Below are 14,582 nucleotides of genomic sequence, written 5' to 3' on the forward strand. Positions count from 1 at the left end.
GGCCTGTGGCCTTGCCTGGAACCAAAACCTACCTGCCCTGACGCACCAAACGGATGCCGTGAATGCCGTATGTTCACCTGCAACCTGATTATACCTGAGAAAAACATTAACGTTGTATTTCCCACTTAACTCGCAAGAAGACCTGAACGGAGGAGCAAATGGAAAAACCGGAACATCACATTTTTGTCTGTGCCAGCTTTCGTGCCGATGGCGATCCAAAGGGGGTCTGCCATAAGAAAGGGTCAACGGCCCTGCTGCCGTACATCGAAAACGAAATTCTCGATCGGGGGCTGGACGCCCAGATTACCAGTACCGGCTGCATGAAGGCCTGCGATCACGGCCCGGTGATGGTGATTCAACCGCAGGGCATCTGGTACGGTGGTGTGGACTGCGAAGATGTGGTCGATGAAATTCTGGATGCGCTGGAAGATGGGGATGTCGTCGAAAACCAGCTGATCCCCTAATGCATGCCGGTTGCCACGAACAGCGGCAATCGGCCAGGAAAGGAGAATGTGCATGCAGATTCAACCCATTCCCGGCTGGCGGGTCCACATCATGGACGGGCGCAAATACCTGAAGACGGCCACCAGGGGGCAATCCCGTCCCGCTGTGTTCAACAACGAGCTGATCTTCCAGCTGGCCGCCATGGCCATCGAAAAAATGATGGTCGGCGTATCGCAATATCATCATCAGATGCCTTTCGACCACACCCTGTCCGGTTTGACAAAGGCCTTGTCGCCGGTTTGCCCCATGGATCCCGAACTGGCCGACAGGATCAGGGCGATCGAACGGATGGATGACATGTGTTCCCTGACACCCGTTCAGCGAAGCGGCCCCAGCGACACGGCCATCCGGAGCATTCTTGATATCGGCCGGCAGGTGGCCGGCTTTGCCGAGCGGCACCTTCCCCTTGACGACCTGGAAACGCTGCCGTCATGACTGCACGGGAGCCCGCGGGAGGGACATCGATACCCAGGGATGTGACGATCCGCAATGCCCGGCACGCGGACCTGGAAACGCTGGTGGCGCTGCTCGACGAACTGTTTTCCATCGAAGCTGATTTTGCCGTCGACGGGCATCGCCAGCACCGGGGGCTTTCCCTGATGCTGGACGGCTGCGGCAAGCACCGTTGCGTCAAAGTTGCCGAAGCGCAAGGCCGGGTCGTGGCCATGGGCACGGCCCAGCTGGTGGTGTCCACCGCCGAAGGGGCCTTTTCCGCCCTGGTCGAAGATCTGGTGGTCACCGAACGCCTGCGGGGACAGGGCATCGGTGCGGCGCTGCTGGCGACCCTGGCGGCCTGGGCGGTGCAGCACGGCGCCACCCGGCTGCAGTTGCTGGCGGACGGGCAAAACCGCCCGGCACTGGATTTTTACCGCAAGAATGGCTGGCTGCCTACGCAACTGATCTGCCTGCGGAAATCAGACCTTCCGGAGGGGTAGGCGCAATGGCACCCTTCACCGCAAAAATGCCCGTGCATATCATCGATACGACCCTGCGTGATGGCGAACAGGCACCCGGCGTGGCTTTCTCCACCGGCGAGAAAATGTCCATCCTGCGCCTGCTGACCGATGCCGGCGTGAATGAACTGGAGGTGGGCATTCCGGCCATGGGTCCGTGGGCCTGCAGGGAGATCCGCCGGCTGGCGGCTCTCGAAGCCGACTGCCAGCTCACCTGCTGGTGCCGGGCCGTCGAAGCGGACATCGAACTGGCCGCCGGATGCGGGACCGGCGGCGTGCACATCAGTTTTCCGGTTTCTTCGATTCTCCTGCGAGCCATGGGCAAGACCGCGGACTGGGTGCTGGCGCAGCTCGATGCACTCGTCTCCCTGGCGGCAGAACGGTTCGGGCTGGTGTCTGTGGGGGCCCAGGACGCCTTCCGGGCCAGTCCGGCTTTTCTCGACACCTTTGTCCGGTCGGCAGCCGGCTCTGGCGCCCACCGGGTGCGTATTGCCGACACCGTCGGGCTGGCCAGGCCCTCACAGGTGGCCGAGGTGGTCCGGCGATTGACCCGGTCGGCCGGCTCCATGCCGCTCGAGTTTCACGGGCACAACGATCTGGGCATGGCCACGGCCAATACGATCGCTGCCATCGAGGCGGGGATCGGGGCTGTCAGCGTCACCGTAAACGGGATCGGTGAACGGGCCGGCAATGCCCCGCTGGAGCAGGTGGCCGTGGCGACGGATATCCTCGACGGCCGGACCAGCCCGATCGATCCGCGGAAGCTGGTCAGGATCTGCCGGTACGTCGCACGGATTACCAAACGGCCCATCCCGGTGGACCGTCCCATTTCCGGAGAAGGGGTGTTCAGCCACGAGTCAGGCATTCATTGTGCGGCCCTGTTGAAGGACCCTGATACGTATCAGCCGTTTTCTCCCGAGACCCTGGGAAGACGGCATGCACGGCTGGTGGTGGGGCGCCACAGTGGTTCGGCCGTGATCCGGCACATCATGGAAGAGGCCGGTCTGATCCTGAACGATGAAAAAACAGAGCAGTTGCTGACCTTTGTCCGGGCCGAAGCCACGCGGAAAAGGGCCTTTCTGTCTCCCGGTGAACTCGTCCAGCTCTACCATCAAACCTTTTCCTGATCGTCGACCATCGGGCAGCCATTCACCACTCCTCCCCCTGAAAAAAGACGTTGAAAACCCGCTGTCGATTCGATAGATTGGCCCTCCGGGCAACGCCCGGTGCCGATCCTCTCCGATCCGTTTCCAAGTCGTTTTTTGAACGCATGCTGGCAGTCGAGGTTCAACCCGATGAAAAAAGGAGCGCTGTTTAAAACCGTTCGTGTGGTCGTGGTGCTGCTGGTTTCGGTGGCCATCGCCGTCGTTCTGGTGCAGTTGCGTCCCCGTGCCGAAAAGCAGGCGCGCACGTCAAACGGACGGCTGGTGGAGGTCCTTCGCACCCGTCCACAGTCGCTTCCCATGATCGTCGACGCATATGGGACGGTTGCTCCCCGGGAGGCCTTAAAGCTGGTGGCGGAGGTGCGCGGGCAGGTGGTGGCCATGCATCCGGCATTCATCGAAGGCGGGTTCGTCAGATCCGGCGAGGTGTTGTTGACCATCGATCCAAGGGATTATGAACTGGCCGTCCGCCGGGCGAAAGTCGGCGTCCGCCAGGCCCGGGCCGAACTGGACCGTCTGGCGCAGGACATCCTCAATATCAAGGCCAGCCTCGCGCTGGCCGCATCGGATGTGGATCTGGCCCTGGCGGAAGTCAAGCGATTGAAAAAACTGGCCGGTAGGGACATGACCTCCCAGAGCGTTCTGGACAAGGCGGATCGCCAATACCTTACCAGCCGGGAGCGGCTCCAGGCCCTGGAGAACCAGATGGCCCTCACCGCGACCAGCCGGATTCGGCTGGAAAGCCAGCTGGACATGGCTGAAGTGGCCGTGGAACAGGCCATGCTCAATCTCGAGCGCTGCCGGATCGAGGCGCCCTTCGATGCCTGGGTGACCGAAAAAGCCGTCGAGACCGGTCAGCATCTGACGGTGGGTCAGGCGGTGGGCGGCGTATACCGGGCCGGCGCTTTTGACATCGACGTGAAAATCCCGGTGGGGGACCTGGCATGGTTCCCCGATACCGGCAGGGCCGGTGAAGGGCCGCCGGCCAGGGTGCAGTATACGGGGACAACCCCGCCCCGCTTGTGGAATGGCCGCGTGGCAAGGGTCAAGGCGGCCCTGGACCCGACCACCCGCACCCTGCCCGTGGTGGTTGAAGTGGACGAACCGGCCACATCCGATTCCCTCGTTCATGCCGCCGACCGCATGAAGCCGGGCATGTTCGTCACCGTGAGCATCCAGGGCCGGCAGGTGGAGAACGTTCACCGGCTGCCCCGCCACCTGGTCCATGACGGCGACACGATCTATCTGGCGGACGACCTCCAACTGCGCGTCCAACCGGTGACCATCCTGCGCCGCTTTAAAGAGACCGTACTGGTCAGCGACGGCCTGTCCGACGGGGATCTGGTGATCACCACCCCGCTTTCCGGCGCGGTGCCGGGGATGAGGGTGAGGATTGAATGAAGAAACTTGCCCAATGGTCCGTCAACAACCGCGTGGCGGTGAACCTGGTCATGATGTTCATCATCGTGGCGGGACTGTTGACGGTGTTCAATATGCGGCGGGAGATGTTTCCCCAGTTCGCCCTGGACATGATCAATGTCTCCGTTCCCTATCCCGGCGCCAGCCCGGCGGAGGTGGAGGAGGGGATCTGCATCAAGATCGAAGAGAAGATCAAGGGCATCGAAAATATTACACGGACCTACTCTTCATCCCGTGAAAGCCTGGGGTCGGTGACCGTGGAGCTGGATAAAGATGCCGACGTCCAGAAAGTCATGGACGACATCAAGAACGAGGTGGACCTGATCGACACCTTTCCCGATGAGGCCGAAGATCCGGTCATTACCGAAATCATCAACCGCAACCCTGCCATTACCGTAGCCGTTTATGGAGACGTCTCCGAGAAAATGCTCCGGCGGACGGCGGATCGCATACGGGACGACCTGGTGGACACCGGCCCCATTTCCCTGGCCACGCTGGTGGGCGTGCGGGACTATGAGATTGCGGTGGAGGTGTCTGAGGAGAACCTGAGGCGCTATGGCCTGAGTTTCGATCAGGTGGTCCGCGCCCTGCGGACCGGAAGCCTCGATCTGCCAGGCGGCGCCATCAAGACCGACCATGGCGAAATCCTCGTGCGTACGAAAGGACAGCTGTACACCGGCAGGGAGTTCGAGAACCTGCCGCTGATCACCGATGCGGCTGGCACCGTGGTGCGGCTGGGACAGGTCGCCACGGTGATCGACGGGTTTGAGGATACCGACATCAAGGCCCGCTTCAACGGCAAGCCTGCGGCCCTGGTTCAGGTCAACCGTACCAACCAGGAAGACGTGATTGCCATTTCCGACACGGTGCGGCAATACGTGGCGGACCGTCGTGGCAGCATGCCCGCCGGTATCCGGCTGGCCACCTGGTTCGATCTGTCCACCATGGTGCGGGATCGTATCGACCTTCTGCTGCGCAACGGGTTCCAGGGGATTATTCTCGTTTTTATCGTTCTGGCCCTTTTTCTCAACCTGCGGCTGGCCTTCTGGGTTTCCGTGGGCATCCCCATTTCTTTCATGGGGGCTTTCATGGTGCTGGATTATAACGGGGAAACCATCAATATGATCTCCCTGTTCGCCTTTATCATGACCCTGGGCATCCTGGTGGACGATGCCATTATCGTGGGCGAGAATATTTTCACCCATTTCGGACGGGGGAAGTCGTCGGACCGCGCCGTGGTAGACGGCATCGGGGAAGTCGGCGGACCGGTGGTCATGGCCGTGACCACGACCGTGGTGGCCTTTACCCCCCTGATGTTCATCGCCGGGATCATGGGGAAATTCATCGGTGTCATGCCCCGGGCGGTGATCGCCATCCTGATCGTTTCGCTGGGCGAAGCCCTGATTATTCTCCCGGCCCATCTGGAGGGGGCTCTGGCCGGGAGCCGGCGCAGGGGAGAAAAACTGGGGCGCGTGGTCCATCAGCGTGTCAGGGGGCGGATCGAAAATGGCCTCCAGTTTGCCATTGACCGCATTTACACCCCGACCCTGCGCTATGTGGTGGACAACCGCTATTTCACTTTTTCCATCGGCCTGGGCGTGCTGATCGTCAGCATCGGCCTTCTGCGCGGCGGATATGTGCCCTTTGTTTTCATGCCCAAGGGCGACAGTGACTGGGTCATTGCCGAAGTCAACTATCCCCTGGGGACACCGGTGGAGACAACGGCGCAGACCATCGCCTATCTGGAGGAGCAGGCGTTTAAACTCAACCCGGCTTTCCAGGGACAGCTGGCGGACGGCGACTCCCTGATCACCAACACCTACTCGCTGGCCGGGTTCATTCCCCGGCGTGACTGGAAACCGGCGGAAATCGGCGGCCATTGCGGGGAGGTATGGATCGAAATGATTTCATCGGCCGAGCGGCCCAGGCTGTCGGTCAACACGGTCATCAACCGGTGGCGGGACCTGGCCGGTGAAATTCCCGGGGTTGACCGGCTCTCTTTTTTCACGATCGAGGGCGGACCGGCCGGCAGTCCCATCGAAATTCAGCTCATCGGCGATGACTTCGGGCAGATCGAGCAGGCCGCGGGGGAACTCAAGGAGGAACTGGCCAGCTATCCGGGAACCTACGACATTGCCGATGATTTCAAGCCCGGCAAGCCCGAGCGGCGCTTCCGGATCAAAGACGGCGCCCAGAGCATCGGCGTCACCATGCGTGATATTGCCCGGCAGCTGCGGCAGGGGTTCTACGGTGAAGAGGCCCTTCGCATCCAGCGCGGAAAAGATGACGTGAAAGTGCAGGTCCGGTACGCGGAAACGGACCGGCGTTCCCTGTACGCCATCGAGCAGGCCCGGGTCCGCACGCCGGACGGCCGGCAGATCCCGCTGGCCGAAGTGGCCGAAACCACCAGCTCGCGGGCCTATTCACTGATCCGGCGGGTCGACCGCAAACGGGTGGTTACGGTGAGCAGCGACATCGACGAGGATCACGGCAACGCCAGCCAGATCGTCACCGACCTCAAGGCAACGTTTCTCCCCCGGCTGATCGCGCGCTACCCGGGCCTGCGCTACGACCTGGAAGGTCAGGCCAAGCGGACCCAGGAGTCCCTGGACAGCCTGAAAAAAGGTTTTACCCTGGCGCTCATGGCCATTTTTTTGCTGCTGGCCACCCAGTTCCGGTCCTACGTCCAGCCGGTGATCATCATGATGGCCATCCCCTTCGGCCTCATCGGTGCCATCGGCGGCCACCTGGTGATGGGCCTGGCCTTTACCATCATCAGCATTTTCGGCATCGTGGCGCTTTCCGGCATCGTGGTCAACGATTCGCTGATCCTGATCGATTTCACCAACCGGGCCCATCGCGGCGGGATGAGCGTGGTCGAGGCGGTCATGGCATCCGGGCGGTCCCGTTTCCGGCCGGTGCTGCTCACCTCGATAACCACTGTCGCCGGGCTTTTTCCACTGCTGCTGGAACGCAGCTTCCAGGCCCAGTTTCTCATTCCCATGGCCGTGAGCATCAGCTTCGGCCTGCTGGCCGCCACCCTGCTGACCCTGCTCTATGTCCCGGCGCTCTATCTGATCGTGGACGATATCATCCGTGCGGTGACACGGCGATTAACCCCGGGGCGATCGGATGATGCGGCCGGTGAGGACTTGGGATCCCCGTGAATCGATCGACAAAGAGCCGGCTTACCGACCGGCAGCTGTCCCGGTTTCCCGGCGATACCCTTTATGATAGAATCGCCCGGGCGGTCTGCCGTGTGGGGACGCTGCCGGGCAAAGAATTCTTCGAAGCCTGGGAGGTGGCCCGGCGGGTGAGAAGAAAGTACCGCGGCGGCCGGGTGGTCGACCTGGCCTGCGGACATGGGCTGCTGGCTCACATCATGCTCCTGCTTGACGATACGTCTCCCGGCGCACTTGCCGTCGACAATCATCTTCCCCGAAGCGCCAGGCGGTTGTCCGACGAACTCATCGATGCATGGCCCCGGCTTGGCGGACGGATTCGTTGGGCGGAAACCGATATCGACGCGTTCGATCTTTCGCCATCGGATCTGGTCGTGTCCGTGCACGCCTGCGGCACCCTGACCGATACCGTTCTGGGAAAAGCCGTCGGGGCCGGCGCCCGGGTAGCGGTGCTGCCCTGCTGTCACGACCTGAAACGCTGCGACACCGGCGGCCTGGAGGGCTGGCTGGACGGGCCCACGGCTGTTGATGTGACCCGTGCGGCACATCTGCGTGCCTGCGGGTATCGGGTGATGACCCGGTATATACCGGCGGATATCACACCCAAAAACCGGCTGTTGATGGGGCATCCTGAACCGGGATGAAGGGGTAAGCCGCCACGCTGTACCGGCTTTGGCCACGTGAGGGCTGTTCCGGGTGCCGCCGTCATTTTACGCACTGGCATCCGTGCCGGAATGGGCATTGCCTGAAATCATCGGGCCAGGGGTCAGGGTGACGGTTCTTTTACGGGAAGCGGGCCCCATTCGGCCCCCTCATGGTCAAGCACTTTCCGGACAGTCTTCGCCAGGTGATTCAGGGTGACCGGCTTCATCAGCACCTGTTTTACGCCAATCTCCGCCAGGGTCTCGGCGTCGATGTTCACACCGAACCCCGAACAGAGAATGATGGGTATGTCTGGTCTGATTTTTTTGATTTCTTCGGCCAGTTTTTCACCGGTCATTTTCGGCATGGTCATATCGGTAATGACCAGATCGTACTTGTTCGGATTCATCCGGAAGGCTTCAATGGCGTCAATGGGACTTGACCGGGTCTCAACCAGATACCCCAGCCCTTCCAGCAATTCGTTTCCAATCTCCGTCAATTGCGCCTCATCGTCGACAAAGAGGATATACCCTGTACTGGATGAAAAGAGCCTGGTTTCCCCTGTTGGCGGGGCGGACGGTTTTTCGGTCAGGGGGAGAAAAACCTGGAACGTCGTGCCGACACCGGCTCGGCTGTAAACTTTGATGCTCCCGCCGTGGTCCTTTACGATCCCATGAACCGCCGACAGTCCCATGCCGGTTCCCTTGCCTGATTTCTTGGTTGTGAAATAGGGATCAAAAATTTGAGCCAACCGATCCTGATCCATACCATGGCCGGTGTCGGCCACCATGAGTTTCAGGTACTTTCCCGGACGAATTACCGGATAGCTCGACGAATCATAAACGCCAATGGTGACAGGGCCAAGGTCGACTTCGAGCAAGCCGCCTTCTTTCTGCATGGCATGGAATGCATTGGTGCAAAGGTTCATTATTACCTGTTGTATCTGTAATTCGTCCGCAAACACGTCACCGATAGTCGGTTTGATATGTTGCCTGATTTCAATGGTTGAGGGAAGGGTCGCCCTGATTAATTTCAAGGTTTCATCGATCACGCTGCTGATATCGATATTCCTTTTTTCCGATTTGCCCTGTCTGCTGAACGTCAGTATCTGCTGGACAAGACACTTTGCCCGCACACTGCCAATACTGATCTGATCGATGTAATGCTGCAACTTGGGGTGCTCCGAACACCTCAGCCGTGCCAGTTCAGCGTATCCGGAAACGGCTGAAATGATGTTGTTGAAGTCATGTGCGATGCCGCCGGCAAGCGTTCCCAGGGCCTCCATCCTCTGGGTCTGGCGAAGATGCGCCTCCATGATGGTTTTTTGCCGCTCGTCATTTTTTTGCCTGGTGATGTCCCGGACAAACCAGATGGAATATTTTCTCCCTTTAAATTCAAGCAGGTTCGCCGTGACATCCACGGGAAAGGTCGTCCCGTCCCTGCGGCGATGGACAGCCTCAAAGTTCACGGTGCCTTTTTCACACAGGCGCCGCCATAATTTATTCCGGTCCTCGACGGACAGGCCCGGATCGACATCGTAAACACGCATTTTGCAAAGCTCTTCACGGTTGTATCCGAGTCTTTTGCAGGCTTGTTCGTTAGCGTTCAGAATCCGACCATCCTTCCCGGCCCGGAAGATACTGATCGAGGCTTTGTCGAAGGAAAACTGTGTCAGGAGCAGGGCCTCTTCAATTCGTTTTTGTTCGGTAATGCGCTCGGTGATGTCCCGGCATACGCAGAATATCAGTTTCTGCCCCCTGTAAACGGCGCCGTTGGTGCTGATCCCGACATGGTAGCAGGTGCCGTCTTTGCGGCGGTGCCGTGTTTCGAAGTGATCTCCGCTATCGTCGATGGCCGCCAGCATTTCCATCAGCTGATCTTTGTTGAACTGAGCGTCCCAGTCCCACACATGAAGCTGGTGGAGTTCTTCAAGCGAGTATCCGAGCATCCGGGCAAATTGCTGGTTGGCCTCATATAATTTGCCGTCGGGTTTCAGAACAACGATCCCGTCTCTTGACTGTTCCACCAGAATTCGCCGACGGTTTATTTCATCTTTCAGCAGCGCTTCCGCCTGTCTGTGACCGGTGATGTCCTTCACGTGTCCGATGGCTCCCATCACATTGCCCGCATCGTCTTCCAGTCGGGAAACGGACACCTCAAAACATTCGGAAGGACGCTGTCCCGTAGGATGCGGCAGGATCTCAATGTGCGGTTTTCCCGTATCCAGAGACACCATGCAGGGGCACCCGGAACAGGGTTCCTGCCTGTTCCGAAAAGCGTCGTAGCACTTCCTGTGGATCAATGGCATCTGGGATGCGTACTTTTCTTCCATCCAGCGATTGGTGTGAACAATCGTAAAATCACGGTCCATGACGATGACGCCGTCCTGAATGGCATTAAAAACACTTTCCAATAAGGGCCGTTTATCCTTGAGGTAGTGGTCGAGAGCCGTCATTTTAATTTTTCTCCAGCCGTATGATCCCCAGTCGGTATGTGGCCTGGTGCCATAAAGACGGAACAACAGGCGAAATCGACAGATTCGTCGGACGTCAGTGTCAGCAGGTGCAGGGGGTCGCAATTGCCGCTTTGATCGGGAAAAAGGACTAGGCTGCGAACAAATGCTGAAATTCATGAAAAGAATGAACGGGTTGTGATGGTCAAGGACCATCCAAAATGGTGCATGTGCCGGACCTCTGATCAACGATAGCGATACTGCCGTTTTGTTTCGGGAGGATATCGCACGAAAAACGACGTTAATAGAACGCAGGTGATTCAGCCTTCAGGTACCATATTTCGTGCTGTTGTGACAGCTCGTTTTTGCATGACCCGGGTTTTCAACGAAGCTCATTAGGCCACAGATTCGTTTCTTGATTTGGTAAGGATGAGACCACTTTCATGTCTGAATGGCGGCCCATCGGTTCGTCGAATAAATTGCCCCCCGGACAGGGTGATCGTCCCGCAGTTGGATGGGGTGGCCGTTTTGATGAGACGCTCTCATCTAATCATCCCATGCCGTCCCAAAATCCCACGTGTCTTTTATGATTTCCACAATCAGGGAGGTTTCCGCCGAATTTACGCCGTCGATCTGGCTGATGCGTTCGAACACCAGTGTTCTGAATTCTGCCAGGGAGCCGGCAATGAATTCGATATCGATGTCACTGCCGCCGGTGGTCAGGGCAACATAACTCAGGGCGTCGATCTTTTTCAGTGCCCTCAGAATGGTCTCCGTTTTTTTCAGGTCGATGCTCAGCTTGATGTTTCCGATGATTTCAAATCCCAGCTGGATCGGGTTGCTGACGGCAACCACCTTGATGACGTCGTCCGCCAGCAGCCGTTTCAAGCGGCTCCTGGCGGTGGTCTCGGAAATACCCAGTTCCTTGGCGATGGCGACGATGGGCATGCGGCCATCTTTTTGAAGCAGCGATACCATTTGTCGATCGACGCGGTTGAGCTTTTTGATCTTGGATCCGTTTGGCTTCATGCTGGCATTCTCCCGATGGATAGATTGATTGGCCGGGTTTCTCCATGGACCACTAATGCCGATCGGTTCCGAATGTCAAGGGACCTGCTTGCCGGGTGTTACCGAGCGGCTGCCGGCGACCCTGCTTACCGGTCGAAAAGGGCGCCCACATCGATCCGGTGATAGTCGTTTTCACAGGGCGGCCCCTGGGAGAGGTACATCATTCGACGGTCCGGGGCCATGATCATGGATGCATTGGTCTGCCATTCGGCATCAGGGTCGACCAGCCCGCAGGGGTGGGTGCAGATGCTGGCGGGGTGGTCGAAATGGTCTTTCAGCGTCCGCTTGATCCAGATCATATCGTCGCCCTGGTCTCTTTCGGCGCATAACTGCCCGGCCCTGGCGCCGCGAACAATCGTATCCGGCCAACGGGCCGGCATCAAATCGGCATTGGCGGGGTTGGGTGCCAAAAAATGGTTGGTGTGGGTCAACAGTCCTTTTTCCGGATAGAGAATGTTGAGGTGGCCGGGAGAGGCTTCGACGTCCACGGCAAACCAATCACCGTGCCCGATGAGGTAGTTCCCTGCCGACGCCCGCCGGGTTTGCGTGACGGCGCCGATGGCATCCACTGCGCGCCGGGCGTTGAGGATGCCCCGCAGGACGGCATGGTAGGGCACGCCCACCCGCCATCCGTCGGTCAGCAGGGCATTGGTGCAAAGGCCGATCCCTTCTGAATTCATACCCATCTTGGCGATCAGGCCTGCTTCCACCAGCTGAAACACCGTCGGCCGGGGCGGCTGCCGGATCAGCAGCAGTACGCAATTGTCCATGGTCTTGCGGTACCAGTCCCAGTTCTGGGCCATGAGCATCGACCCGCCGGTTTCCGGCCACGGAATCGTGGCGATGGATGTGCAGCAGGGTTTTGGCGGGGCCGCGCCGGATGTGAGCAGAAAGAGCAGTTCACTGCGGGTGTTGATGGCCAGAATCTCGTTCAGATCGACCCTGGCGCCCTGGGCGATCCCCCGTATCTCCTCCATGATATCCGGATCGTATGATTCGATCGGTTTGGCGAACCCGGCAGCGGCGTCCAGCGCCCGGGGCCAGTCCAGCCCGCCCTCGGCCCGGAAGATAAACCGGTAAAAATCGATGGTGGCCCGGATGCGATCCCGGCAGGCAGCGCCGTAAGTGATCCCCCGCTGGCGGGGCGGGCCTTCCATTACGATAAGGGGGAAGGGCAGTTGCCCGGTGGTCATGACATGATTCCTTTCAACGTGTGGTTGCTCCGATCCGCCAGGTGGCAGGCGACCTGATGGCCCTCTCCCCATACTTTCAGGCCGGGGCGCTGTGTCCGGCATCGGCGCTCGGCCATGAAGCAACGGGTGTGAAAACGACATCCGTCGGGCGGATGGATCGGATTGGGCACATCGCCCTGCAGCAGCACCCGCCTGCCCTGGGCGCGGGGGTCCGGAACGGGCAGGGCGGACATCAACGAGAGGGTGTACGGGTGCATCGGCCGCCGGAACAGGTCGTCCACCGGTGCGATTTCGATGATGGATCCCAGGTACATGACGCCCACCCGGTCGCTGATGTGTTTGACGACGCTCAGGTCGTGGGAGATGAACAGATAGGTCAGGCCGATGTCGCGTTGCAATTGCTTGAGCAGGTTGAGTACCTGGGCCTGGATCGACACATCCAGGGCCGACACCGGTTCGTCGCAGACGATCAGGTCCGGATCAAGCGCCAGGGCGCGGGCAATGGCAATGCGCTGGCGCTGCCCGCCGCTGAACTCATGGGGGTAGCGGTTGAAGGCCGCCGGTGTCAGGCCGACCCGCCCCAGCAGTTCCCGGACACGGGAACGTCTTTCGTCAACGCTGCCGATCCGGTGAACGGTCAGCGGCTCGGCCACGATCTTCTCAATGGTTTTGCGGGGGTCCAGGGAACTGAAGGGATCCTGGAAGATGATCTGCATGCGCTTGCGCAGCAGCCGCAGCGCCTCCCGGTCCAGGTTGAAGATGTTGTGCTGATCGAAATGCACCTGGCCGCCGGACGGGGGGATCAGGCCCAGCATCACACGGGCCACCGTGGATTTGCCGCACCCGCTCTCACCCACCAGACCGAAGGTTTCCCCCTTCCGGATATCGAAGGAGACATCGTCCAGGGCCTTGACGGACTCCCTGGGCTGGAAGGGGCGCCATTCACCGACGGGAAACTGCTTTTCCAGGTGCCGGACAGACACCAGAGGGGCCGTATTCATGGGCCGGCTTCCTTTTCGTAAAGATGGCATGCCACCTGGTGATGGGGGCGATGTGAATTCAGCCGGGGCGTAATTTGCTCGCAGACCGCCATACGCCGGTCGCATCGCGGAGCAAAGCGGCATCCGGTGTCGGCAAATTCGCTGATACCGGGCACCACACCGGGGATGTTGTACAAGGTTTCCACGCGCCCGTCGATGCGGGGAATCGATGCCATGAGGCCGCTGGTATACGGATGCAGGGGCGATTCGAAAAGATCGAGGACCGGGGCCGATTCGACGATGCGACCCGCATACATGACCATGACCCGGTGGCAGATTTCGGCCACCACCCCCAGGTCGTGGGTGATGAACAGCACGGCCATCTCCCGCTCCGCCACCAGTTTGCGCAGCAGGTCGAGAATCTGCGCCTGGATGGTTACATCCAGGGCCGTGGTGGGCTCATCGGCAACCAGCAGGGCCGGGTTGCAGCAGATGGCCATGGCGATCATCACCCGCTGGCGCATGCCCCCGGAGAGCTGGTGGGGGTATTCGTTCATGCGCCGGCGCGGGGCGGGAATGCCCACACTCTCCAGTGCCTTCACGGCGCGTGCATGGGCGGCGGCGCGGTCGAGGCCCCGGTGCAGGCGCATGGGCTCCATGATCTGGCTGCCGATGCGCTGGGTCGGGTTGAGCGAGGTCATCGGCTCCTGGAAGATCATGGAGATGCGGTTGCCGCGGATGGCCTGGAGCTGACGATCGCTGAGGTGCTCCATGTTCCGGCCTTCGAAGCGGATTTCGCCACCGGCGGGAAAGCCGGGTTCGGGCAGCAGACCGAGCAGGGAGAGGGCGGTGAGGCTTTTGCCGCATCCGCTCTCGCCCACGATGCCCACCACTTCGCCCCGGTCGATGGAAAAGCCGATGTTTTCCACGGCGGTGAATCGACCCCGGTGGGTGGTGAAAACCACCGAATGGTCCCGGCATACCAGAAGGGGGTCACGGTCGCTATGGGAGGCGGTATCGTTCACG

The 14,582-nt window shown here is 60.0% G+C and carries 12 protein-coding genes; 7 read left to right on the forward strand and 5 right to left on the reverse strand.

Features of this window, described 5'->3' with window-relative positions; translation table 11 throughout:
- The first annotated feature begins 158 nt into the window (after window positions 1-158).
- From DSCA_RS24550 to DSCA_RS24580, 7 genes are all read left to right on the forward strand, one after another.
- On the forward strand, window positions 159-464 hold the full coding sequence (locus DSCA_RS24550) for a (2Fe-2S) ferredoxin domain-containing protein (protein WP_155318958.1): 306 nt from the start codon (window positions 159-161) through the stop codon (window positions 462-464).
- 52 nt (window positions 465-516) lie between these two features.
- Window positions 517-939 carry a hypothetical protein gene (locus DSCA_RS24555; protein WP_155318959.1) on the forward strand — a complete coding sequence of 141 codons (423 nt, stop codon included), beginning with the start codon at window positions 517-519 and terminating at the stop codon, window positions 937-939.
- Window positions 936-1,439 carry a GNAT family N-acetyltransferase gene (locus tag DSCA_RS24560; RefSeq protein WP_155318960.1) on the forward strand — a complete coding sequence of 168 codons (504 nt, stop codon included), beginning with the start codon at window positions 936-938 and terminating at the stop codon, window positions 1,437-1,439. Before DSCA_RS24555 ends, DSCA_RS24560 begins: the two co-directional genes overlap by 4 nt.
- A 5-nt stretch (window positions 1,440-1,444) precedes the next feature.
- A complete protein-coding gene (locus DSCA_RS24565) occupies window positions 1,445-2,584 on the forward strand; it encodes a homocitrate synthase/isopropylmalate synthase family protein (protein ID WP_155318961.1) in 1,140 nt (379 codons plus the stop codon).
- A 168-nt stretch (window positions 2,585-2,752) separates the two neighbouring features.
- Window positions 2,753-4,021, forward strand: a complete 1,269-nt coding sequence (locus DSCA_RS24570; protein WP_155318962.1) for an efflux RND transporter periplasmic adaptor subunit — start codon at window positions 2,753-2,755, stop codon at window positions 4,019-4,021.
- Window positions 4,018-7,206, forward strand: a complete 3,189-nt coding sequence (locus DSCA_RS24575; protein WP_155318963.1) for an efflux RND transporter permease subunit — start codon at window positions 4,018-4,020, stop codon at window positions 7,204-7,206. The genes DSCA_RS24570 and DSCA_RS24575 overlap by 4 nt, the downstream gene beginning before the upstream one ends.
- Complete coding sequence (locus DSCA_RS24580) at window positions 7,203-7,865, forward strand: methyltransferase (RefSeq protein WP_155318964.1); 663 nt, start codon at window positions 7,203-7,205, stop codon at window positions 7,863-7,865. Before DSCA_RS24575 ends, DSCA_RS24580 begins: the two co-directional genes overlap by 4 nt.
- 122 nt (window positions 7,866-7,987) lie before the next feature.
- On the opposite strand, the gene DSCA_RS24585 is transcribed toward DSCA_RS24580, so the two are convergent.
- The 5 genes from DSCA_RS24585 to DSCA_RS24605 all read right to left on the reverse strand — a co-directional run bounded on the left by DSCA_RS24585 (window position 7,988) and on the right by DSCA_RS24605 (window position 14,581).
- Window positions 7,988-10,318: a hybrid sensor histidine kinase/response regulator gene (locus tag DSCA_RS24585; RefSeq protein ID WP_167527940.1), complete on the reverse strand. Its 2,331-nt coding sequence runs from the start codon at window positions 10,316-10,318 to the stop codon at window positions 7,988-7,990.
- Between the two features lie 543 nt (window positions 10,319-10,861).
- Window positions 10,862-11,344 carry an Lrp/AsnC family transcriptional regulator gene (locus tag DSCA_RS24590; protein WP_155318966.1) on the reverse strand — a complete coding sequence of 161 codons (483 nt, stop codon included), beginning with the start codon at window positions 11,342-11,344 and terminating at the stop codon, window positions 10,862-10,864.
- Window positions 11,345-11,469: 125 nt separating this feature from the next.
- Window positions 11,470-12,576, reverse strand: a complete 1,107-nt coding sequence (locus tag DSCA_RS24595) for a C45 family autoproteolytic acyltransferase/hydolase (RefSeq protein ID WP_167527941.1) — start codon at window positions 12,574-12,576, stop codon at window positions 11,470-11,472.
- A complete protein-coding gene (locus DSCA_RS24600) occupies window positions 12,573-13,577 on the reverse strand; it encodes an ABC transporter ATP-binding protein (RefSeq protein WP_155318968.1) in 1,005 nt (334 codons plus the stop codon). Before DSCA_RS24600 ends, DSCA_RS24595 begins: the two co-directional genes overlap by 4 nt.
- The gene (locus DSCA_RS24605) at window positions 13,574-14,581 is read right to left on the reverse strand and encodes an ABC transporter ATP-binding protein (protein WP_197904659.1); all 1,008 of its coding nucleotides are present in this window, start codon (window positions 14,579-14,581) and stop codon (window positions 13,574-13,576) included. The genes DSCA_RS24600 and DSCA_RS24605 overlap by 4 nt, the downstream gene beginning before the upstream one ends.
- Window position 14,582: the final 1 nt, after the last annotated feature.

The organism is Desulfosarcina alkanivorans (assembly GCF_009688945.1).
In the GTDB taxonomy this organism is placed as follows: domain Bacteria; phylum Desulfobacterota; class Desulfobacteria; order Desulfobacterales; family Desulfosarcinaceae; genus Desulfosarcina; species Desulfosarcina alkanivorans.

Excerpts from the sequence above, each read along its gene's own strand:
- DSCA_RS24600 (WP_155318968.1), bottom strand. The coding sequence starts at position 13,577 with ATGAATACGGCCCCTCTGGTGTCTGTCCGGCACCTGGAAAAGCAGTTT.
- DSCA_RS24565 (WP_155318961.1), top strand. The coding sequence starts at position 1,445 with ATGGCACCCTTCACCGCAAAAATGCCCGTGCATATCATCGATACGACC.
- DSCA_RS24590 (WP_155318966.1), bottom strand. The coding sequence starts at position 11,344 with ATGAAGCCAAACGGATCCAAGATCAAAAAGCTCAACCGCGTCGATCGA.
- DSCA_RS24585 (WP_167527940.1), bottom strand. The coding sequence starts at position 10,318 with ATGACGGCTCTCGACCACTACCTCAAGGATAAACGGCCCTTATTGGAA.
- DSCA_RS24555 (WP_155318959.1), top strand. The coding sequence starts at position 517 with ATGCAGATTCAACCCATTCCCGGCTGGCGGGTCCACATCATGGACGGG.
- DSCA_RS24550 (WP_155318958.1), top strand. The coding sequence starts at position 159 with ATGGAAAAACCGGAACATCACATTTTTGTCTGTGCCAGCTTTCGTGCC.
- DSCA_RS24595 (WP_167527941.1), bottom strand. The coding sequence starts at position 12,576 with ATGACCACCGGGCAACTGCCCTTCCCCCTTATCGTAATGGAAGGCCCG.
- DSCA_RS24570 (WP_155318962.1), top strand. The coding sequence starts at position 2,753 with ATGAAAAAAGGAGCGCTGTTTAAAACCGTTCGTGTGGTCGTGGTGCTG.
- DSCA_RS24560 (WP_155318960.1), top strand. The coding sequence starts at position 936 with ATGACTGCACGGGAGCCCGCGGGAGGGACATCGATACCCAGGGATGTG.
- DSCA_RS24575 (WP_155318963.1), top strand. The coding sequence starts at position 4,018 with ATGAAGAAACTTGCCCAATGGTCCGTCAACAACCGCGTGGCGGTGAAC.